Annotated in this window: 19 protein-coding genes and 2 tRNA genes; 6 read left to right on the top strand and 15 right to left on the bottom strand. The window is 54.4% G+C overall.

What is annotated here, in order from left to right:
• The first annotated feature begins 14 nt into the window (after window positions 1-14).
• Both rhlB and gppA read left to right on the top strand, forming a co-directional pair.
• Window positions 15-1280: an ATP-dependent RNA helicase RhlB gene (rhlB, locus tag OGW17_RS03905; RefSeq protein ID WP_012131132.1), complete on the top strand. Its 1266-nt coding sequence runs from the start codon at window positions 15-17 to the stop codon at window positions 1278-1280.
• 8 nt (window positions 1281-1288) lie between these two features.
• Window positions 1289-2773, top strand: a complete 1485-nt coding sequence (gppA, locus tag OGW17_RS03900; RefSeq protein WP_071258127.1) for a guanosine-5'-triphosphate,3'-diphosphate diphosphatase — start codon at window positions 1289-1291, stop codon at window positions 2771-2773.
• A gap of 47 nt (window positions 2774-2820) precedes the next feature.
• On the opposite strand, the gene rep is transcribed toward gppA, so the two are convergent.
• The 4 genes from rep to OGW17_RS03880 form a co-directional block, all read right to left on the bottom strand.
• Window positions 2821-4842 carry a DNA helicase Rep gene (gene rep, locus OGW17_RS03895; RefSeq protein ID WP_049009050.1) on the bottom strand — a complete coding sequence of 674 codons (2022 nt, stop codon included), beginning with the start codon at window positions 4840-4842 and terminating at the stop codon, window positions 2821-2823.
• 99 nt (window positions 4843-4941) lie between these two features.
• Window positions 4942-5670, bottom strand: coding sequence for a nicotinamide riboside transporter PnuC (gene pnuC, locus OGW17_RS03890; protein ID WP_071258126.1), 729 nt, complete (start codon window positions 5668-5670; stop codon window positions 4942-4944).
• Window positions 5670-6413, bottom strand: coding sequence for a nucleoside phosphorylase (locus OGW17_RS03885; protein ID WP_047460034.1), 744 nt, complete (start codon window positions 6411-6413; stop codon window positions 5670-5672). The genes pnuC and OGW17_RS03885 overlap by 1 nt, the downstream gene beginning before the upstream one ends.
• 28 nt (window positions 6414-6441) lie before the next feature.
• The gene (locus tag OGW17_RS03880) at window positions 6442-7143 is read right to left on the bottom strand and encodes a Crp/Fnr family transcriptional regulator (RefSeq protein WP_024130094.1); all 702 of its coding nucleotides are present in this window, start codon (window positions 7141-7143) and stop codon (window positions 6442-6444) included.
• Between the two features lie 194 nt (window positions 7144-7337).
• On the opposite strand from OGW17_RS03880, the gene ppiC reads away from it, so the two are divergent.
• Complete coding sequence (gene ppiC, locus OGW17_RS03875; protein WP_071258125.1) at window positions 7338-7619, top strand: peptidylprolyl isomerase PpiC; 282 nt, start codon at window positions 7338-7340, stop codon at window positions 7617-7619.
• Between the two features lie 121 nt (window positions 7620-7740).
• On the opposite strand, the gene ilvC is transcribed toward ppiC, so the two are convergent.
• Window positions 7741-9216 (bottom strand): ketol-acid reductoisomerase, encoded by a 1476-nt coding sequence (ilvC, locus tag OGW17_RS03870; RefSeq protein WP_012131124.1) that lies wholly within the window; start codon window positions 9214-9216, stop codon window positions 7741-7743.
• A 165-nt stretch (window positions 9217-9381) separates the two neighbouring features.
• Between ilvC and ilvY the strand changes: the two genes are divergently transcribed.
• A complete protein-coding gene (ilvY, locus tag OGW17_RS03865) occupies window positions 9382-10272 on the top strand; it encodes an HTH-type transcriptional activator IlvY (protein ID WP_024130093.1) in 891 nt (296 codons plus the stop codon).
• Between the two features lie 92 nt (window positions 10273-10364).
• Here the strand turns inward: ilvY and ilvA are convergent, their stop codons facing one another.
• From ilvA to ilvL, 7 genes are all read right to left on the bottom strand, one after another.
• The gene (gene ilvA / locus OGW17_RS03860; RefSeq protein WP_024130092.1) at window positions 10365-11909 is read right to left on the bottom strand and encodes a threonine ammonia-lyase, biosynthetic; all 1545 of its coding nucleotides are present in this window, start codon (window positions 11907-11909) and stop codon (window positions 10365-10367) included.
• A gap of 2 nt (window positions 11910-11911) precedes the next feature.
• Window positions 11912-13762 (bottom strand): dihydroxy-acid dehydratase, encoded by a 1851-nt coding sequence (ilvD, locus tag OGW17_RS03855; protein ID WP_024130091.1) that lies wholly within the window; start codon window positions 13760-13762, stop codon window positions 11912-11914.
• Window positions 13763-13828: 66 nt separating this feature from the next.
• Entirely contained in the window at window positions 13829-14758 is a 930-nt protein-coding gene (gene ilvE, locus OGW17_RS03850) for a branched-chain-amino-acid transaminase (RefSeq protein ID WP_012131120.1), read from the bottom strand.
• Between the two features lie 17 nt (window positions 14759-14775).
• Window positions 14776-15039, bottom strand: a complete 264-nt coding sequence (ilvM, locus tag OGW17_RS03845; RefSeq protein WP_012131119.1) for an acetolactate synthase 2 small subunit — start codon at window positions 15037-15039, stop codon at window positions 14776-14778.
• Window positions 15036-16682, bottom strand: coding sequence for an acetolactate synthase 2 catalytic subunit (gene ilvG / locus OGW17_RS03840; RefSeq protein WP_071258124.1), 1647 nt, complete (start codon window positions 16680-16682; stop codon window positions 15036-15038). Before ilvG ends, ilvM begins: the two co-directional genes overlap by 4 nt.
• A 2-nt stretch (window positions 16683-16684) precedes the next feature.
• Window positions 16685-16735: a peptide IlvX gene (gene ilvX, locus OGW17_RS21585; RefSeq protein ID WP_202401504.1), complete on the bottom strand. Its 51-nt coding sequence runs from the start codon at window positions 16733-16735 to the stop codon at window positions 16685-16687.
• Between the two features lie 86 nt (window positions 16736-16821).
• Window positions 16822-16920 carry an ilv operon leader peptide gene (gene ilvL / locus OGW17_RS03835; protein WP_001311244.1) on the bottom strand — a complete coding sequence of 33 codons (99 nt, stop codon included), beginning with the start codon at window positions 16918-16920 and terminating at the stop codon, window positions 16822-16824.
• A 351-nt stretch (window positions 16921-17271) separates the two neighbouring features.
• On the opposite strand from ilvL, the gene OGW17_RS03830 reads away from it, so the two are divergent.
• Window positions 17272-18792, top strand: coding sequence for a YifB family Mg chelatase-like AAA ATPase (locus OGW17_RS03830; RefSeq protein ID WP_071258123.1), 1521 nt, complete (start codon window positions 17272-17274; stop codon window positions 18790-18792).
• 26 nt (window positions 18793-18818) lie between these two features.
• Here OGW17_RS03830 and maoP read toward each other — a convergent pair whose 3' ends face one another.
• The gene (maoP, locus tag OGW17_RS03825; protein ID WP_012131115.1) at window positions 18819-19157 is read right to left on the bottom strand and encodes a macrodomain Ori organization protein MaoP; all 339 of its coding nucleotides are present in this window, start codon (window positions 19155-19157) and stop codon (window positions 18819-18821) included.
• A 106-nt stretch (window positions 19158-19263) separates the two neighbouring features.
• On the opposite strand from maoP, the gene hdfR reads away from it, so the two are divergent.
• The gene (hdfR, locus tag OGW17_RS03820) at window positions 19264-20109 is read left to right on the top strand and encodes an HTH-type transcriptional regulator HdfR (RefSeq protein WP_012131114.1); all 846 of its coding nucleotides are present in this window, start codon (window positions 19264-19266) and stop codon (window positions 20107-20109) included.
• 103 nt (window positions 20110-20212) lie between these two features.
• Here the strand turns inward: hdfR and OGW17_RS03815 are convergent.
• Window positions 20213-20288, bottom strand: a tRNA-Trp gene (locus tag OGW17_RS03815).
• Between the two features lie 8 nt (window positions 20289-20296).
• Window positions 20297-20373, bottom strand: a tRNA-Asp gene (locus OGW17_RS03810).
• Window positions 20374-20375 lie beyond the last annotated feature (2 nt).

Here is a 20375-nt window from a genome sequence, read left to right as displayed (position 1 = left end):
TATTCTACCACACTATGAGCAAAACACATTTAACAGAACAGAAGTTTTCCGACTTCGCCCTGCACCCAAAGGTGATAGAAGCCCTTGAAAATAAAGGGTTTCATAATTGTACGCCCATTCAGGCATTGGCCCTCCCGCTAACGCTGGCGGGTCGTGATGTCGCAGGGCAGGCGCAAACCGGAACCGGGAAAACGATGGCGTTCCTGACGTCTTCGTTTCATTATCTTCTCTCTCATCCCGCGATTGACGATCGCAAGGTGAACCAGCCGCGCGCCTTAATTATGGCGCCGACGCGTGAGTTGGCCGTGCAGATCCACGCCGATGCGGAACCGCTGGCGCAGACCACCGGCCTGAAATTAGGCCTGGCCTACGGCGGTGACGGCTACGACAAACAGCTGAAAGTGCTGGAAAGCGGCGTCGACATTCTGATCGGCACCACGGGTCGTCTGATCGACTACGCGAAACAAAACCACATTAACCTCGGCGCCATTCAGGTCGTCGTATTGGATGAAGCCGATCGCATGTACGATCTGGGCTTTATTAAAGACATCCGCTGGCTGTTCCGCCGCATGCCGCCGGCCAATCAGCGTCTGAACATGCTGTTCTCCGCAACCCTCTCTTACCGTGTTCGCGAACTGGCGTTCGAGCAGATGAACAACGCCGAATATGTTGAAGTGGAGCCGGAACAAAAGACAGGCCACCGTATTAAAGAAGAGCTCTTCTACCCTTCTAACGAAGAGAAGATGCGTTTGCTGCAAACGCTGATCGAAGAAGAGTGGCCGGATCGCGCCATTGTTTTCGCCAATACCAAGCACCGCTGCGAAGACATCTGGGGGCATCTGGCAGCTGACGGTCATCGTGTCGGCCTGTTGACCGGCGACGTTGCGCAGAAAAAACGTCTGCGTATTCTCGACGAGTTTACCCGTGGCGATCTCGATATCCTCGTCGCAACCGACGTTGCCGCGCGCGGTCTGCACATTCCGGCCGTAACGCACGTCTTTAACTATGACCTGCCGGATGACTGCGAAGACTACGTTCACCGTATCGGACGTACGGGTCGCGCAGGAGCGAGCGGTCACTCTATCAGCCTGGCCTGTGAAGAGTACGCGCTGAACCTGCCTGCCATTGAGGCTTATATTGGTCACTCTATCCCGGTCAGCAAATATAACCCGGAAGCGCTGATGACCAATTTGCCGAAGCCGTTGCGCCTGACGCGCTCGCGCCCAGGCAATGGACCGCGTCGCACCGGCGCGCCGCGTAATCGTCGTCGTTCAGGTTAACGTAATATATGCTCACTTCCACTTCGCTATATGCCGCAATTGATCTCGGTTCCAATAGTTTTCATATGCTGGTTGTACGCGAGGTGGCTGGAAGCATCCAGACGCTCACGCGAATTAAGCGCAAGGTGCGTCTGGCTGCGGGCCTGAACAGTGATAATTCGCTTTCCGCTGAAGCGATGGAGCGCGGCTGGCAATGCCTGCGCCTTTTCGCTGAACGCCTACAGGATATTCCTCAACCGCAAATCTGCGTCGTCGCCACGGCAACGCTGCGTCTCGCCGTCAATGCGGGCGAGTTTATCGCCAAAGCGCAGGAGATCCTCGGTTGTCCTGTCCAGGTCATTAGCGGCGAAGAAGAAGCGCGGCTGATTTATCAGGGTGTTGCCCATACCACCGGCGGCGCCGATCAGCGTCTGGTGGTCGATATTGGCGGCGCCAGCACCGAACTGGTCACCGGAACCGGCGCACAAACCACCTCTCTGTTTAGCCTGTCAATGGGCTGCGTCACCTGGCTTGAACGCTACTTTACCGATCGCAATCTGGCGCAAGAAAACTTCGATGAAGCGGAAAAAGCCGCGCGTGAAGTGCTACGTCCGGTCGCCGATGAGCTACGCAAGCATGGCTGGAAAGTCTGCGTAGGCGCGTCTGGCACCGTCCAGGCGTTGCAGGAAATCATGATGGCGCAGGGCATGGATGAGCGCATCACATTGGCGAAACTTCAACAGCTGAAGCAACGCGCAATTCATTGCGGCCGTCTGGAAGAGTTGGAAATTGAAGGGTTAACGCTGGAACGCGCGCTGGTATTCCCCAGCGGTCTGGCCATTCTGATCGCGATTTTCACCGAACTGGACATCCAGTGTATGACGCTTGCGGGCGGAGCGCTGCGCGAAGGGTTGGTGTATGGCATGCTGCATCTGGCGGTGGATCAGGATATTCGCAGCCGCACGCTGCGTAACATTCAGCGTCGATTTATGGTCGATACCGAACAGGCGCATCGCGTAGCGGATCTGGCGGTAAACTTTCTCGATCAGGTGGAAGATAAGTGGCATCTTGAGCCGATCAGTCGCGAACTCCTGACCAGTGCCTGTCAGCTGCATGAAATCGGCCTGAGCGTTGATTTTAAACAGGCGCCGCAGCACGCGGCTTATCTGGTGCGTAATCTGGATTTACCGGGATTCACCCCCGCGCAAAAGAAGCTGTTAGCCACCCTGCTGTTAAATCAGACCAACCCGATCGACCTCTCTTCCCTCCACCAGCAGAATGCGGTGCCGCCGCGCGTCGCTGAACATCTTTGTCGCCTGTTGCGTCTGGCGATCATTTTTGCCAGCCGTCGCCGTGACGATCTGGTGCCACAGATTACGTTGCAGGCGCAGGATGAGAATCTGACGTTAACCTTGCCGCAAGGGTGGCTGGAGCATCACCCGCTGGGTAAAGAGTTGATCGAGCAGGAAAGCCAGTGGCAAAGCTATGTCCACTGGCCTTTGGACGTTCATTAGATGCTGGCAGCCGGATGGCGCTTACGCTTATCCGGCCTGGAAAATACCTACTTCGCTTTTGCTTTCGCCATCATGGCGCGGATATTGGCTATGCTGGCCTGCCCTTTCTGCATCCGCTCCTCGGCCGTTACCACTTTACGCTCCTGCTCCCAGATAAGATCGTCCTGCGGCAGTTCCAGCAAAAAGCGGCTTGGTTCCGGGCGCACCAGTTCGCCGTACTGACGACGCTCTTTGCACAGCGTGAAGATCAGCTCTTTCTGCGCGCGGGTGATCCCCACATAGGCCAGACGGCGCTCCTCATCGATATTGTCTTCGTCAATGCTGCTCTGGTGCGGCAGGAATCCTTCTTCCATTCCCACCATAAACACGTACGGAAACTCCAGCCCTTTCGAGGCATGCAGCGTCATGAGCTGTACCTGATCCAACTCTTCTTCACTTTCGCCACGCTCCATCATGTCGCGTAGCGTAAAGCGCGTCACCACCTGGGTGAGCGTCATGGGTTCGTCAAGTTCGTTACCTTCAAGCATTTCGGTCATCCAGCTAAACAGCTGGTTGACGTTCTTCATGCGCATTTCCGCCGCTTTTGGGCTCGGCGAGGTCTCATACAACCAGGATTCGTAATCAATACCGTGGATGAGATCGCGCACGGCGGCAATCGGCTCACGCTCCGCCAGACGCTGAATTTCCCCCAGCCAATGGGTGAAGCGGGTCAGTGAATCATAGCCGCGCCCGGTCAGCGTCTGGTTCAGCCCCACATCAAAACTGGCGGTAAACAGACTCTTGTTGCGCGTCATCGCCCATTCGCCCAGCTTTTGCAGCGTAGCCGGGCCGATTTCTCGTTTTGGCGTATTCACAATCCGCAGGAAAGCGCTGTCATCATCCGGGTTGGTCAGTACGCGCAGATAGGCCAGCAGGTCTTTAATCTCCGGGCGGGAGAAGAACGACGTGCCGCCAGAAATTTTGTAGGGAATACGGTTCTGCATAAGGAATTTTTCAAACACCCGCGACTGGTGGTTCCCGCGATACAGAATGGCGTAATCCTTGTATTCAGTCTTATTCACAAAGTGATGAGCAATCAGCTCGCCGGTGACGCGTTCGGCCTCGTGCTCTTCATTGTTCGCGCTCAGAACCTTGAGTTCCGCGCCATAGCCCAGTTCAGAAAAGAGGCGTTTTTCAAAGACGTGAGGGTTATTGGCAATCAGGATATTCGCCGCTTTCAGAATGCGCCCGGAGGAACGATAGTTCTGCTCCAGCTTGATCACCTGTAGCGCCGGGAAATCCTTACTCAACAACACCAGGTTTTGCGGACGCGCGCCGCGCCAGGAGTAGATCGACTGGTCATCATCACCCACCACCGTAAAGCGCGCGCGGCTTCCTACCAGCAGCTTCACCAGTTCATACTGACTGGTGTTGGTATCCTGGTATTCATCCACCAGCAGATAGCGAATCCTGTTCTGCCAGCGCTCACGCACCTCTTCATTACGCTGTAGCAGCAGCGTCGGCAATAGAATCAGGTCGTCAAAATCGAGCACATTGCAGGCCTTCAGATGTGCATCGTACAGACCATAACAGTGAGCGAAGATACGGTCGCGCTCCCCTTTTGCGCTTGCCGCCGCCTGAGCGGGCGTCATCAGATCGTTTTTCCAGTTAGAGATCGTCGAGATCAGCTGTTGCAAGATAACTTTGTCATCTTCAATCAGACCGTCAGTCAGCTCTTTCAGCAATGCGACCTGATCGGTATCGTCAAACAGCGAAAAGTTCGATTTCATCCCCAACGCCGCATATTCACGTTTGATGATATCCAGCCCCAACGTATGGAAAGTGGAGATCATCAGCCCGCGCGCCTCTTTACGCCCCAGCGTTTGCCCGACACGCTCTTTCATTTCACGTGCCGCTTTATTGGTAAAGGTCACTGCCGCAATATGGCGCGCCTGATAGCCGCAACCACGAATCAGATGGGCGATTTTATTGGTAATAACGCGTGTCTTACCAGAACCCGCGCCCGCCAGTACCAGGCAGGGGCCGGTGACGAATTCGACAGCGTGTTGTTGGCCGGGGTTTAAACGCATGGGAATATTGCTCAATCTTCGAACGGGGGAAGGATTGTAGCAGAAAGCAGGGCCGAGGGAGTAACAGGCTGCCCTTTCAGACAGCCTGGAAAGCGTTAATCAGGAGGCGCTGGCGGCAAGCGGCGTATAGCCGTTGCGTTTTGCGCTCAGGACCCAGCTGTACGATCCCATAATCGCAATCGCCGTTAGCAGGATATACTCCAGCGACATCGCATAGACACCCTGTACCGCGTAAATCACCACGCTAATGACGTCGATAAGCACCCACAGCAGCCAGTTTTCCACATATTTGCGGGTCATCAGCACCATCGCCGCGATCGACAACACCAGCATGGTGGAATCCCAGAACGGGAACGCGTCTGGCTGTAGCTCTGGCATCGCCACCTGAACTCCTACCGTTTGCAGCATCCCGAGCATAATATGGGTCAGCATGGCGAACACCGGGTCGATAAACCGCGTCATCAGCAGGATGGCGACAATACACACACCACTCAGCACCAGCGTTTGCTGGCGGGAGAGCCAGCGCACCTTCAGCGCTGCCTCTTGCGCCTCATTCTGACGGCTCCACGCATACCAGCCATAGATATTGGCGGCAAAGAAGAACACCTGAAGCAGCAGGCTGGCATATAGCTGAATCTGGAAAAAGATCGCGGCAAACAGGGTGACGTTAATCAGACCAAACAGGTAATTGATGATTTTTTCCCGGCTGGCGCACCAGATGCACAATAAACCAAAGACCGTGCCGATAGCCTCAATCCACGACAGCGCATACCCGCCTTCGCCGAGAGGAATGTTGACCATCACGTTGTTAATACTGAAAAAGTCCATCACTGCTCTCCTTGCTGGCTATCGAAATAAATGGCCTGTAGCGCCAGGGAAATCTGACGTTCTTCACCCCGCAGGCACAGCGTTTCCTGTTGAACATAATCATTAATACTGCTGTCCAGACAGCCGTTGTGGGCAACGACCACGTTCAGCAACGACGCCGTACGCAGCCCACGTAATGCGCCGACCACCATCAGCGCCGCCGTTTCCATATCCGCCCCGAGAATGCCGCGCGCTGACCATTCCGCATCCAGTTCAGCTTCACGATCGGTATAAAAGCTGTCGTGGCTGCGCACCAGCCCGCAAATCGCAGGAATGTTCATCTGCTTCGCCTGCTGGATCAACGTGGCGATAAGCTGCGGGTCTGCGCAGGCCGGATAGCAGGCTGGCGCGTAGGTTTTGCTGGTGCCGTCATCGGCGACCGCACCGTTGGCGATAATCAGATCACCCAGCGCCAGCGTATCCTGCAATGCCCCACAGCTACCGATGCGAATCAGCGTGTCCACGCCAATCTGCCGTAACTCTTCAATGGCAATGGCCGTTGATGGCCCGCCGATTCCCGTCGACAGCACCAGAATCTCAATCCCTTTATATGTGCCGCGCGCCGCCCGAAATTCCCGGTTTTGCCCCAGTATCTCAGGGTTATCAAGAAAGTGGGCGATCCTGTCCACCCGCTCGGGATCGCCGGGCAATAGCGCATACCGCGCACCGGTCATGCTATTGCTTAATCGAATATGGGGTTGCATCTTCTGTCTCCTTACTGTGCTGAGGGACTCAGATCTCCGCCTCCTGTTTCAGTTTTTCAGGGGCTAATAAGACGATCCGCTCACCGTCGGTATCAATAATTTTCAGCGATTTCAGATCGTGCAAAATACGGTTGATACTGCGCGTCGTCGCCGCAAATTCCTGACTGAGATTTTGTTTATCCAGCAAAATCGTGGTCGATTCATCATGTTGATATCGCTGCCATAATGCCTGGCAAACCCGTTGATACAGCGAGTACAAATTGTCGCTGCTGGCCTTTTTCGACAACTGATAATATTGCTGGCTGAAAAAGCGCAGCATCCGCTGGTTAAAATGGTTATCCAGCGCCAGCCAGCGATGAAAATCCGCCTGCGGCAGGCTTAACAACTGAACGCTACCAACCGCCATCACCGAACAGATGTAATGCCGCGACTCAAAAATCTCCAGCTCGCCCAGCATGTCGCCTTTGCGGTAATGTGCCTGCCGATAACGGCGCCCGTCTTCAGCTTCGTAAAAGACATCCACCTCACCGGAAACAATCAGCGAGAATTGCCGACAAATGTCGCCCTGACGGCAAATCAGCGCTCCGCGAGGTATTTCCTCAACGCGCCAGCGCTGCATGATGTCCAGAGGGCAATATTTGAGCAGCTCATACAGCTGCGGATCGCGTACGATTTGGGTTAGCCCTGTCAGCCAGTCGCCTGAAAATTCTGCGTTTTTCATTGAGCTCATGTTATCTCTCTCCTGAGATGGAAAGACAGGACGGCTGTCCTGTTGCAGAGGGAATATGTCTGATAAAAGTGTCGTTCATCTCCCGGTTCATTAAACCCGGCGGGACATCTGTCCTGCGATGGCGAAGAGTATATGTCCGACACCCCAAGGAATGATAAAGTGGCGGGCAACCTTTGAGACATGAGAGCGAAATAATGGCGAAAACCGCAGCAGCACTGCATATCCTGGTAAAAGAAGAGAAGCTGGCGCTGGATCTTCTGGAACAAATCAAGAATGGCGCCGACTTCGGCCAACTGGCGAAAAAGCACTCTATCTGCCCGTCAGGCAAAAGAGGCGGTGACTTAGGTGAGTTTCGTCAGGGCCAGATGGTTCCGGCGTTCGACAAAGTGGTCTTCTCCTGCCCGGTGCTGGAACCAACCGGCCCACTGCACACTCAGTTCGGATACCACATCATTAAGGTGCTGTATCGCAACTAATAAAAAGCCCGGTGAGTATAAACACCGGGCTTTTTTGCCGGATGGCGCTAACGCTTACCCGGCCTACGAAATAATGGCTTTTTGTAGATCGGGTAAGCGTTAGCGCCACCCGACAACCTGTTTAACCAGCTACCGCAATGCGTTTCATATCCGTCATATAGCCACGCAGTTTCTGGCCCACTTTCTCAATAGCGTGGCCACGAATCGCTTCGTTCACATCACGCAGCTGTGCGTTGTCAACCGCACCTTCAGCAATCGCTTTACCCAGATCGCCCGGTTGAATTTCAGTCATGAACGCTTTCAGCAACGGTACACAAGCGTAAGAGAACAGGTAGTTGCCGTACTCGGCGGTATCAGAGATAACCACGTTCATTTCATACAGACGCTTACGGGCGATGGTGTTGGCGATCAGCGGCAGTTCGTGCAGTGACTCATAGTACGCAGACTCTTCGATGATGCCGGAATCCACCATGGTTTCGAATGCCAGCTCAACGCCCGCTTTCACCATCGCGATCATCAGTACGCCTTTATCGAAGTACTCCTGCTCACCGATTTTACCTTCATACTGCGGCGCGGTTTCGAATGCGGTTTTACCGGTCTCTTCACGCCAGGTCAGCAGTTTCTTATCGTCGTTCGCCCAGTCCGCCATCATACCGGAGGAGAATTCACCGGAGATGATGTCGTCCATGTGTTTCTGGAACAGCGGCGCCATGATGGTTTTCAGCTGTTCAGACAGCGCATAAGCACGCAGTTTTGCCGGATTGGACAGACGATCCATCATCAGCGTAATGCCGCCCTGCTTCAGCGCTTCGGTGATAGTTTCCCAGCCGTACTGAATCAGTTTTTCCGCATATGCCGGATCGGTACCTTCTTCCACCAGCTTATCGAAGCACAGCAGAGAACCCGCTTGCAGCATACCGCACAGGATGGTCTGCTCGCCCATCAGGTCAGATTTCACTTCCGCCACGAAGGAGGACTCCAGCACGCCCGCACGATGACCGCCAGTTGCCGCCGCCCATGCTTTAGCAATCGCCATCCCTTCGCCTTTCGGATCGTTTTCCGGGTGAACGGCGATCAGCGTCGGTACACCGAAACCACGTTTGTACTCTTCACGGACTTCAGTACCCGGGCACTTCGGCGCCACCATCACCACGGTGATATCTTTGCGGATCTGCTCGCCCACTTCCACGATGTTGAAACCGTGGGAGTAACCCAGCGCCGCGCCGTCTTTCATCAGAGGTTGTACGGAACGCACCACGTCGGAGTGCTGTTTGTCCGGCGTCAGGTTAACCACCAGATCAGCCTGCGGGATCAGCTCTTCGTAAGTCCCCACTTTGAAGCCGTTTTCGGTCGCTTTACGCCAGGAAGCACGTTTCTCGGCAATCGCCTCTTTACGCAGGGCGTAGGCGATATCCAGACCGGAGTCACGCATGTTCAGGCCCTGGTTCAGCCCCTGAGCGCCACAGCCGACGATGACCACTTTTTTACCCTGAAGGTAGCTCGCGCCATCGGCAAATTCATCGCGGCCCATAAAGCGACATTTACCCAGTTGCGCCAACTGCTGGCGCAGATTCAGTGTATTAAAGTAGTTAGCCATATCTGTAACTCCGTGATGTTGTGTCGTGCTTATTGTTCGGTTCGCTTGCCGTGTCTGTGCAAGAGAGAATGAACTCACTATATGACAGGAAATTTATTGCGGAAATTGATATATTCACAACATCACATTGCAATTTCTGCAACGTAGACATCGGGAGTAAAGCCAGTGGATTTACGCGATCTGAAAACCTTCCTGCATCTGGCGGAAAGTCGCCATTTTGGCCGCAGCGCGCGGGCAATGCACGTTAGCCCTTCCACGCTCTCCCGGCAGATTCAACGCCTCGAAGAGGATCTCGGCCAGCCGCTGTTCATTCGCGATAACCGTACCGTCACGCTCACCGAAGCGGGAGAAGAGCTGCGAACGTTTGCCCAGCAAACGCTGTTGCAGTATCAGCAGTTACGCCACACCATCGACCAACAAGGCCCGTCGCTGTCGGGCGAGCTGCATATCTTCTGCTCGGTCACCGCCGCTTATAGCCATCTGCCGCCCATTCTTGACCGTTTCCGGGCGGAGCATCCCTCTGTGGAAATCAAACTCACCACCGGCGATGCCGCCGATGCGATGGAAAAAGTGGTGACGGGCGAGGCGGATCTGGCGATTGCCGGTAAACCGGAAACCCTGCCCGGGGCGGTCGCGTTTTCAATGCTGGAGAATCTGGCGGTGGTGCTGATAGCTCCCGCATTGCCTTGCCCGGTGCGAAATCAGGTCTCAGTGGATAAACCCGACTGGTCAACGGTGCCGTTTATCATGGCCGATCAAGGCCCGGTGCGTCGCCGTATTGAGCTGTGGTTCCGCCGTCAGAAAATCAGCAATCCGTCGATATACGCGACGGTCGGTGGACATGAAGCGATGGTGTCGATGGTCGCGCTCGGCTGCGGCGTGGCGCTGCTGCCGGAAGTAGTATTGGAAAATAGCCCTGAACCCGTGCGTAACCGCGTGATGATCCTGGAGCGCAGCGACGAGAAAACGCCGTTTGAGCTGGGCGTTTGCGCACAAAAAAAGCGGCTGCATGAGCCGCTTATTGATGCGTTCTGGAACATTCTGCCCAACCACTAGCCGGATGGCGGCGCAAGCGCCTTATCCGACCTACGGCTCAAAAGAACGTAGGCCTGATAAGCGCAGCGCCATCAGGCATTTTCCCGAACACCCTAACCCGCCAGGAAAAAGCGGAATGCCGGGTTATCGCTTTCGTTGTGGCACTCATAGCCCAGCTCGTTCAGCCGGGTTTCGAAATCAGGCTCGTTTTCGCCCAGTTCGAACGCCGCCAGCACACGACCATAGTCGGTGCCGTGGCTGCGATAGTGGAACAGCGAAATATTCCAGTGCGTTCCCAGCGTGTGCAGAAACTTCAGCAGCGCGCCGGGCGACTCTGGAAATTCGAAACTGTACAGACGTTCCTGCAACGGTTTCGATGGGCGTCCGCCAACCATATAGCGCACATGCAGTTTCGCCATTTCGTCGTCGGAGAGATCCACCACGCTGTAGCCGCCTTCATGCAGCAGCGCGAGAATCTCTTTGCGCTCTTCCAGTCCACGGCTCAGACGGACGCCGACAAAAATGCAGGCATCTTGAGCGTCGGCAAAACGGTAGTTAAATTCAGTAACGGAACGGCCGCCCAGCAGCTGACAAAACTTCAGGAAGCTGCCTTTCTCTTCCGGGATAGTCACCGCCAGCAGCGCTTCGCGCTGTTCACCCAGCTCGCAGCGTTCAGACACATAGCGCAGACCATGAAAGTTCACATTCGCGCCAGAAAGCACATGCGCCAGGCGTTCGCCGCGAATATTGTGTTGGGCGATGTATTTTTTCATCCCCGCCAGCGCCAGCGCACCGGAAGGTTCCGCCACCGCACGCACATCCTCGAACAGATCTTTCATCGCTGCGCAAATCGCATCGCTGTCGACGGTGATAATGTCGTCGAGATATTCCTGGCACAGACGGAAGGTTTCATCGCCGATACGTTTAACCGCCACGCCTTCGGCAAACAGTCCCACACGCGGGAGATCCACCGGATGACCGGCATCCAGCGCCGCTTTCAGGCAGGCCGAATCTTCCGCTTCAACGGCGATCACTTTGATTTGCGGCATCAGTTGTTTGATGAGCACCGCTACGCCTGCCGCCAGTCCACCGCCGCCAACCGGCACGAATACGCGGTCGAGATGCGCATCCTGCTGGAGCAGTTCCAGCGCCAGCGTGCCCTGCCCGGCAATCACCATCGGATGATCGAACGGCGGAACCCAGGTGAAGCCCTGCTGTTGCGCCAGCTCGATAGCTTTCGCTTTCGCTTCATCAAAGTTCGCGCCGTGCAGCAGCACTTCCCCGCCAAACCCACGCACCGCGTCCACTTTGATATCGGCGGTCGCCAGCGGCATCACAATCAATGCTTTCACACCCAAACGCGCGGAGGAGAACGCCACGCCCTGAGCATGGTTACCCGCCGATGCGGTGATAACGCCGTGGGCTTTTTGTTCTTCGGTGAGCCCCGCCATCATCGCGTAGGCTCCGCGCAGCTTGAAGCTGTGTACAGGCTGCCTGTCTTCACGCTTCACGAGAATAACGTTGTCGAGGCGCGAAGAGAGTTTTTCCATTTTTTGCAGCGGCGTCACCTGCGCTGCTTCATATACCGGCGCGCGGAGTACCGCACGCAGATACTCCGCCCCTTCCGGGGCGGCTGACAGGGGTTGCGACTCGGCCATCATCAACCTCCCAGCTTCGATTTATCGCGTACCGCGCCTTTATCGGCGCTGGTCGCCAGGCTGGCATAAGCACGCAGCGCAAAGGAGACCGGACGCTGACGATCTTTCGGCGTCCAGGCTTTATCACCACGGGCTTCCTGCGCTTCGCGGCGCGCGGCGATTTCCGCATCGCTCAGTTGCAGTTGAATACCACGGTTTGGAATATCAATAGCAATCATGTCGCCATCTTCGATGATGGCAATATTACCGCCGCTGGCCGCTTCCGGTGAGACGTGACCGATAGAGAGGCCAGACGTGCCGCCGGAGAAACGGCCATCGGTGATCAGCGCACAGGCTTTACCCAGCCCCATCGATTTCAGGAAGGTGGTCGGATAGAGCATTTCCTGCATACCAGGCCCACCCTTAGGCCCTTCGTAGCGAATAACCACCACATCACCGGCAACCACCTTACCGCCGAGGATCGCCTCAACCGCATCGTCCTGGCTTTCATAGACTTTCGCCGGGCCGGTAAATTTCAGGATGCTGTCATCCACGCCTGCGGTTTTTACGATACAGCCGTTTTCAGCAAAGTTACCGTAGAGCACAGCCAGACCGCCATCTTTGCTGTAGGCATGTTCCAGCGAGCGAATGCAGCCTTCGGCGCGGTCGGTATCCAGCGAATCCCAGCGGCAATCCTGCGAGAACGCCTGCGTCGTGCGGATACCCGCCGGGCCTGCACGGAACATCTGTTTTACCGCTTCATTCTGGCTGACCATAACGTCGTACTGCTCCAGCGTTTGCGGCAGCGTCAGACCCAGCACGTTTTTTACATCGCGATTCATCAGCCCGGCGCGATCCAGCTCGCCCAGAATACCCAGCACGCCGCCTGCGCGGTGGACGTCTTCCATGTGGTATTTCTGCGTACTTGGCGCGACTTTACACAACTGTGGAACCTTGCGGGAAAGCTTGTCGATATCACTCATGGTGAAGTCGATTTCCGCTTCCTGTGCCGCCGCCAGCAGGTGTAAAACGGTGTTGGTCGAACCGCCCATAGCGATATCCAGCGTCATGGCGTTTTCAAACGCCGCTTTACTGGCGATATTACGCGGCAGTGCGGAAGCGTCGTCCTGCTCGTAGTAACGTTTAGTCAGCTCAACAATGCGCTTACCGGCATTGAGGAACAGCTGCTTGCGATCGGCGTGGGTTGCCAGCAACGAGCCGTTGCCCGGCTGCGACAGGCCCAGCGCTTCCGTCAGGCAGTTCATTGAGTTAGCGGTGAACATCCCGGAACACGACCCACAGGTCGGGCAGGCGGAGCGTTCGACCTGATTGCTCTGATCGTCGGAAACTTTCGGGTCCGCGCCCTGAATCATCGCATCAACCAGATCGAGCTTGATGATCTGATCGGAAAGTTTGGTTTTCCCGGCTTCCATCGGGCCGCCGGAGACAAAAATTACCGGAATGTTCAGGCGCAGCGAGGCCATCAGCATCCCTGGGGTGATTTTGTCGCAGTTGGAGATACAGACCATCGCATCCGCACAGTGGGCGTTCACCATGTACTCCACCGAGTCGGCGATCAGTTCGCGAGACGGCAGTGAATACAGCATGCCCCCGTGACCCATAGCGATTCCATCATCCACGGCAATGGTGTTGAACTCTTTGGCGACGCCGCCAGCGGCTTCAATCTGTTCGGCGACCAGCTTACCGAGATCGCGCAGATGAACGTGACCCGGTACAAATTGGGTGAATGAGTTCACGACGGCGATGATCGGTTTGCCAAAATCGGCATCGGTCATCCCGGTGGCGCGCCACAGCGCGCGGGCACCCGCCATATTGCGACCATGTGTGGTTGTGGCGGAACGATACTTAGGCATGCGTAATTTACTCCCAGTGTCTGTCTGTTAAATGGGACGGTGCGTGCCGTCCCATTTATTTTTAATTTATGGATTTACCTGATCCAACCAGCCCCATTTATCTTCGGTTTCACCGGTGAAGAGGCCAAAGAATGCTTGCTGAATACGTTTGGTGACCGGACCGCAGCGGCCCTCGCCTACCTGGATACCGTCCACGCTGCGAACCGGTGTGATCTCTGCCGCAGTACCGGACATAAACACTTCGTCCGCCAGATACAGAGATTCGCGAGACAGCACCTGCTCACGCACTTCGATATCCAGCTCTTTCGCCAGCTTAATGATCGCATCACGGGTAATACCTGGCAGCGCGGAGGAGGTAAACGGCGGGGTAAACAACACGCCATCTTTCACTTCAAACAGGTTTTCGCCTGCGCCTTCGGAAATATAACCATTCACATCCAACGCGATACCTTCCTGGTAGCCATGACGACGCGCTTCACTCCCTACCAGCAGTGAAGAAAGGTAGTTACCGCCCGCTTTTGCCGCTGTCGGAATGGTGTTTGGCGCTGCGCGGTTCCAGGAAGAAACCATCGCATCGATCCCCTGATCCAGCGCTTCTGCGCCCAGGTATGCGCCCCATGGGAACGCCGCGATGATGACGTCAGTGCTGTATCCCGGAGGCGGGTTAACGCCCATCCCCACATCGCCCACAAACACCAGCGGACGAATATACGCGCTGGTCAGGTTGTTTTTACGGATAACGTCGCGGCAGGCTTCCATCAGCTCATCAACGCTCTGGGAGACGGGAAAACGATAGATTTTGGCTGAATCATGCAAACGCTGCATGTGTTCACGATGGCGGAACACCACTGGACCTTTGTGAGAGTCGTAGCAACGGATCCCTTCAAACACGGAAGTACCGTAGTGCAGTGCGTGGGACATCACATGAACCTTCGCATCTTCCCAACGAATCATCTCACCATTGAACCAGATGTAATCAGCTTTTTTCGTCGTCATTTTTCTTCCTTTTGCGCTCAGGCGCGGATTTGTTGTGATGTGGTTGTGCTCTGGCAGATAGCAACATGTGCAACATCTACCAGTTTACTTAACTGACTAAACAGTAAGTCGACCGACCGGGGGCTGGCAACGGTCAATTCGATATTTATATTTTGCGCATCGGTGGCGGCTTCCATATTCATGGAGCACACCTGAAAACCACGGTGGCGAACCACGCGTAAAACACGTTCTAACGTTTCCGGGTTGAAGCGAGCCGCCACATTGACCTGATGTTGCATCATGATAATTTCTCCAGCATTTCTGAGTTACTGGCGCCAGGCGGCACCAGGGGCCAGACATTCTCAAGTTCGTCGATTGAGACATGAAGCAGGTATGGCCCATCACTGTTCAGCATGGTGTCGAGCGCCGCTTCAACCTGGTCTTTACGGGTGATGTGTTGGCCAGGAATGCCGAAGGCGCTGGCTAACATGAGGAAATCGGGGTTATCGGTAAGGGTGGTTTCGCTATATCGTTCCTGGAAAAACAGTTGTTGCCATTGTCGAACCATGCCTAACCGCTGGTTATCGAGTAAGACAATCTTCAACGGCAACTGCTTGCGTTTTACGGTGCCCAACTCTTGTACATTCATCATGAAAGAGCCGTCACCGGAGATACAGATAACGGTATCATTCGGCCTCGCAACCTGCGCGCCAACCGCCGCAGGCAGGCCAAAACCCATCGTACCTAAGCCGCTGGAGGTGATGAAATTCTCCGGGCGCGAGTACGTCATATGCTGCGCAGACCACATCTGATGCTGGCCCACATCCGTTGTCACCACGCTGTCTGCGGGTTTACGTTCCGACAACTGTTTTAACAGCAGCGGCGCATAGATGGCTTCACCGGGATGATCGTAACGCCAGGCGTGCTCAGTACGCAGTTCAGCATTGTGCTGACGCCAGGCGTCAATATTTAACGGTTGCTGTAACGCGGGCAATAATGCGTTCAGATCGCCCTGCAACGCGACATGCGCCTGACGCAGTTTGTTCATTTCCGCCGGATCGATATCCATGTGGATCACGCTGGCGTTCGGCGCAAAGGTATTCAGCTTGCCCGTCACCCGGTCATCAAAACGTGCCCCTACGGCAATCAGCAGATCGCACTCCTGCACCGCAAAGTTTGCCGCTTTAGTGCCATGCATCCCCAACATACCGAGATAATACGGATAGTCGGCATCCACCGCGCCCAGGCCTTTTAACGTGCAGGTCACCGGCATTTGCGTCGCAGCGATAAATTCGCGCAGCGCGGGTACGGCCTGCGCCATGCCTACGCCGCCGCCCACGTACAGCATCGGTTTTTGCGCCTGCGCCATCATCCGACGCGCCTGTTCAACGTCCGCGTGCGGGAAAGCCGTTTCGTTTTCAACGGTGGTGAAATACGGCTCCAGTGAACCATTGGCTAACTGGATATCTTTGGGGATATCAACCAGAACAGGGCCAGGACGACCCGAGTTAGCAACCCGGAAAGCCTCAGCCATGATGCGCGGCAGCTCTTCCAGCGATTGCACGAGGAAGCTGTGCTTCGTACATGCCAACGACAGCCCCAGCACATCAACCTCCTGAAAAGCGTCCGTTCCGATGAACGGAGCGGAAACCTGACCCGTGATGGCCACAACCGGCACGGAATCTAACAGTGCGTCAGCCAGACCGGTGATCAAATTGGTAGCGCCAGGGCCGGACGTGGCGATACAGACGCCCGTTTTGCCCGTTGAACGCGCATAGCCGATTGCCGCCATCGCCGCACCCTGCTCGTGACGACACAACAGATGTTCCACGCCGCCGTCATACAACGCATCGTAAACCGGCATAATTGCACCACCGGGATAACCAAAAACGGTTTCAACGCCCTGTGCTCGCAAAGCATGTACCACCCACTGTGCCCCATTCATAGCTACATCCCCGCCGTAAATCTGGAGAAACAGAATTTTATGCTATTAGTCATTGTCTGCTCCTCGTTTATGTTTTTAAGGTCAAAAAAAACCCCCGGACCTTTCGGTGCGGGGGTCTTAGTTCGTTAAGGCTTGATTTCTAAGCCTTTCCTCGTCCAAGTGCAGCCCCGCACGGTGGGATAATAATCACCACCACGCTAATCACGACCAGGCTAATCACTCGTAGAAGGGCTGTCATTTTTGTCTATTCTTGCATCTTGTTCGAAGGAATGCCTAAAGAGTTACCATAGCTTTCGCCAATAGCACAAGATATTTTTATTTTCATTTTTCTGACGCAGCTAACGGTTTAGCAAAAAATCATTGTTTTTTATACAAAAAACAGGAAATGAAAAATTTTCACTTTTTGCCTCATAAACAGCAGCAACCCCCATCTTTTTTTCGCATCTGTGATTTTTTGCGAGCACGCTTCCGAACAGCAAAGCATATTTTGAAAAGGCGATAAAATTACCGGAATACGCGCCGAAAGTTAACGATCGTGCAGGATATTCCTGGTTTTTAATGCAGCATAATTCTCTCAACGGGAGGAATTATGTCACTGTCGATTGTTCACACACGCGCCGCACTTGGCGTTAATGCGCCCCCAATAACCATCGAGGTGCATATCAGTAATGGCCTGCCGGGTTTAACAATGGTTGGGCTACCTGAAACGACGGTAAAGGAGGCCCGGGATCGGGTTCGCAGCGCAATCATCAATAGCGGGTATGAATTTCCGGCGAAGAAAATCACCATTAATCTGGCCCCGGCAGATTTACCCAAAGAGGGCGGAAGATATGATTTACCTATCGCAATTGCGCTTCTGGCGGCGTCAGAGCAACTTACAACAAATAAGCTTAATGAATATGAACTGGTGGGCGAACTGGCCCTTACAGGTGCGTTACGTGGCGTTCCAGGCGCGATATCCAGTGCAACCGAGGCAATTCGGGCAGGCAGACATATCATTGTTGCAAAAGAGAATGCAACAGAAGTTGGGCTAATCAGCGGAGAGGGATGCCTGATTGCAGATCATCTGCAAACGGTATGCGCATTTCTGGAAGGGAAACGGGATCTTGAGAAACCAGTCTCTACCGATTCTGACGCCTGTTTACTGCATGACGATCTCAGTGATGTTATCGGTCAGGAACAGGGGAAACGAGGCCTGGAAATCACGGCCGCAGGAGGGCACAACCTGCTGCTGATAGGCCCGCCAGGTACGGGAAAAACCATGCTGGCCAGCCGCATTAATGGGCTACTGCCATCATTAAGCGACAAAGAAGCGCTGGAAAGCGCGGCGATTCTCAGCCTGGTGAACGCCGATACGGTACAAAGGCAGTGGAAACGACGTCCTTTCCGCTCGCCTCATCACAGCGCGTCATTAACGGCAATGGTGGGGGGAGGTTCAATACCCGCGCCAGGAGAAATATCGCTGGCGCACAACGGTATTTTGTTTCTGGATGAACTGCCTGAGTTTGAGCGACGCACGCTGGATGCGCTGCGTGAACCTATTGAGTCTGGTCAGATACACCTTTCGCGCACCCGGGCAAAGATCACCTATCCTGCGCGCTTCCAACTGATTGCAGCGATGAATCCCAGCCCGACCGGTCACTATCAGGGGAACCATAATCGCTGTAGCCCGGAACAGACGTTGCGCTACCTCAGCCGTTTATCCGGCCCCTTTCTCGATCGATTCGATCTCTCGCTCGAAATTCCCCTGCCACCGCCCGGTATACTCAGCCAGGCAGCGGTGAAAGGCGAGGACAGCGCTACAGTGAAAGTACGGGTGATATCCGCACGGAAACGCCAGTACGAACGACAGGGGAAGCTAAACGCCCATCTGGACAGCCAGGGTATACGAAAGTACTGCTCTCTACACAGTGATGATGCGCACTGGCTGGAGGAGACGCTGATACATCTGGGATTGTCTATACGAGCCTGGCAGCGCTTACTGAAGGTTGCCCGTACCATTGCCGATCTGGAACAAACGGAGAATATTACGCGCCTGCATTTGCAGGAGGCTGTGGGCTATCGGGCAATAGACAGACTACTGATTCATTTACAAAAACTACTGACGTAAAAAAAGGGCATTTCGCCCTTTTTTTATTAATCGTCAGATTCGGTGTAGTCTTCCGCACCTTCCATCTGCGGTTTACCGCCAGACAGAGTGTGGAAACGTTTTGGACGCTTAATACGCGTCATATATTTAGACCAGACGCGTTCTGCTTCTGTCACCGGCTCACGTTCGCCACGGCATACCGCGACAAACAGTCTCTCTTCTTCGGTTACTGGCTCACGTTTCCCCAGATCCAGCTCATTGAAGGCATAACCATGACGTTCAAGCAGTTGTGCCTCTTTGATGGTGAAATCACCATGACGAGAGAATCCGCGTGGATAATATTTGTTGTCGAAATATCGATTAGTCGTCGTAAAGCTTTCCGCCATCCTGCACGCTCCTAATTCTTTGGCCGAGCTATTTATGGCGCGGAGTATTAGTTACGCTTGACAGAGTGTAAAACAAAAGATTTAAATCATTACGACAAATAATTTTGTGGAGAGCGTTGTGGATACGGAATTGTTAAAAACTTTCCTGGAAGTTAGCCGGACACGCCACTTTGGACGAGCGGCAGAAGCGCTCTACCTGACCCAATCGGCGGTCAGTTTTCGGATAAGACAACTGGAAAATCAGCTTGGTGTGAACCTGTTCACCCGGCACAGAAACAATATCCGCTTAACCGCAGCAGGTGAAAAGCTACTACCCTATGCAGAAACGCTGATGAATACGTGGCAGGCGGCACGTAAGGAAGTGGCGCATACATCGCGGCATAATGAGTTTTCTATCGGTGCCAGCGCTTCTCTGTGGGAGTGCATGCTCAATGGCTGGCTGGCACGCTTATATCAGTCTCTGGAGCCGCAAGCCAGTCTGCAATTTGAAGCCAGGATCGCTCAACGCCAGTCGTTAGTAAAGCAACTCCATGAACGTCAGCTTGATCTGCTCATTACCACCGAAGCGCCAAAAATGGATGAGTTTAGCAGTCAATTGCTGGGACATTTCACACTCGCATTGTATTGCAGCAGCCCATCACAGATGAAAGATGAATTAAATTATCTGCGTCTTGAATGGGGGCCTGATTTTCAACAGCATGAAGTGGGTTTGATTGCGAGCGATGAGGTTCCCGTTCTTACCACCAGTTCAGCTGAACTGGCGAGACAGCAACTGTCTGCTCTTAATGGATGCAGCTGGCTTCCTGTTGGCTGGGCCAAAGAAAAAGGCGGGCTTCATACCGTTGCCGACAGCGCTACGCTTTCACGCCCGTTATATGCAATATGGCTACAAAATAGCGATAAACATACGTTGATCCGCGATCTGTTAAAAACAAACGTCCTGGAAGATTAAAGGGACAGCCATGGCAAGGATGCCGGGAAAGGAGTTGAATGGATATGCCGGGGGCCGTTTTTCAGGCAAAAAAAATCCTTAGCAAATGCTAAGGATAATTTTCTGGCAGGGGCGGAGAGACTCGAACTCCCAACACCCGGTTTTGGAGACCGGTGCTCTACCAATTGAACTACGCCCCTAATTAGGGTGGCGGAACGGACGGGACTCGAACCCGCGACCCCCTGCGTGACAGGCAGGTATTCTAACCAACTGAACTACCGCTCCAC

The sequence above is a fragment of the Citrobacter sp. CK181 genome (assembly GCF_030333595.1).
Classification (GTDB): domain Bacteria; phylum Pseudomonadota; class Gammaproteobacteria; order Enterobacterales; family Enterobacteriaceae; genus Citrobacter_B; species Citrobacter_B koseri.
The sequence above is the reverse complement of the archived record's forward strand: the minus strand, read 5'-3'. Positions and strand labels throughout refer to the sequence as shown.

What these genes read in the sequence shown, in the direction of transcription:
- rhlB (WP_012131132.1), top strand. Translation starts at nt 15, where the DNA reads ATGAGCAAAACACATTTAACAGAACAGAAGTTTTCCGACTTCGCCCTG.
- gppA (WP_071258127.1), top strand. Translation starts at nt 1,289, where the DNA reads ATGCTCACTTCCACTTCGCTATATGCCGCAATTGATCTCGGTTCCAAT.
- rep (WP_049009050.1), bottom strand. Translation starts at nt 4,842, where the DNA reads ATGCGTTTAAACCCCGGCCAACAACACGCTGTCGAATTCGTCACCGGC.
- pnuC (WP_071258126.1), bottom strand. Translation starts at nt 5,670, where the DNA reads ATGGACTTTTTCAGTATTAACAACGTGATGGTCAACATTCCTCTCGGC.
- OGW17_RS03885 (WP_047460034.1), bottom strand. Translation starts at nt 6,413, where the DNA reads ATGCAACCCCATATTCGATTAAGCAATAGCATGACCGGTGCGCGGTAT.
- OGW17_RS03880 (WP_024130094.1), bottom strand. Translation starts at nt 7,143, where the DNA reads ATGAGCTCAATGAAAAACGCAGAATTTTCAGGCGACTGGCTGACAGGG.
- ppiC (WP_071258125.1), top strand. Translation starts at nt 7,338, where the DNA reads ATGGCGAAAACCGCAGCAGCACTGCATATCCTGGTAAAAGAAGAGAAG.
- ilvC (WP_012131124.1), bottom strand. Translation starts at nt 9,216, where the DNA reads ATGGCTAACTACTTTAATACACTGAATCTGCGCCAGCAGTTGGCGCAA.
- ilvA (WP_024130092.1), bottom strand. Translation starts at nt 11,909, where the DNA reads ATGGCCGAGTCGCAACCCCTGTCAGCCGCCCCGGAAGGGGCGGAGTAT.
- ilvD (WP_024130091.1), bottom strand. Translation starts at nt 13,762, where the DNA reads ATGCCTAAGTATCGTTCCGCCACAACCACACATGGTCGCAATATGGCG.
- ilvE (WP_012131120.1), bottom strand. Translation starts at nt 14,758, where the DNA reads ATGACGACGAAAAAAGCTGATTACATCTGGTTCAATGGTGAGATGATT.
- ilvM (WP_012131119.1), bottom strand. Translation starts at nt 15,039, where the DNA reads ATGATGCAACATCAGGTCAATGTGGCGGCTCGCTTCAACCCGGAAACG.
- ilvG (WP_071258124.1), bottom strand. Translation starts at nt 16,682, where the DNA reads ATGAATGGGGCACAGTGGGTGGTACATGCTTTGCGAGCACAGGGCGTT.
- ilvL (WP_001311244.1), bottom strand. Translation starts at nt 16,920, where the DNA reads ATGACAGCCCTTCTACGAGTGATTAGCCTGGTCGTGATTAGCGTGGTG.
- OGW17_RS03830 (WP_071258123.1), top strand. Translation starts at nt 17,272, where the DNA reads ATGTCACTGTCGATTGTTCACACACGCGCCGCACTTGGCGTTAATGCG.
- maoP (WP_012131115.1), bottom strand. Translation starts at nt 19,157, where the DNA reads ATGGCGGAAAGCTTTACGACGACTAATCGATATTTCGACAACAAATAT.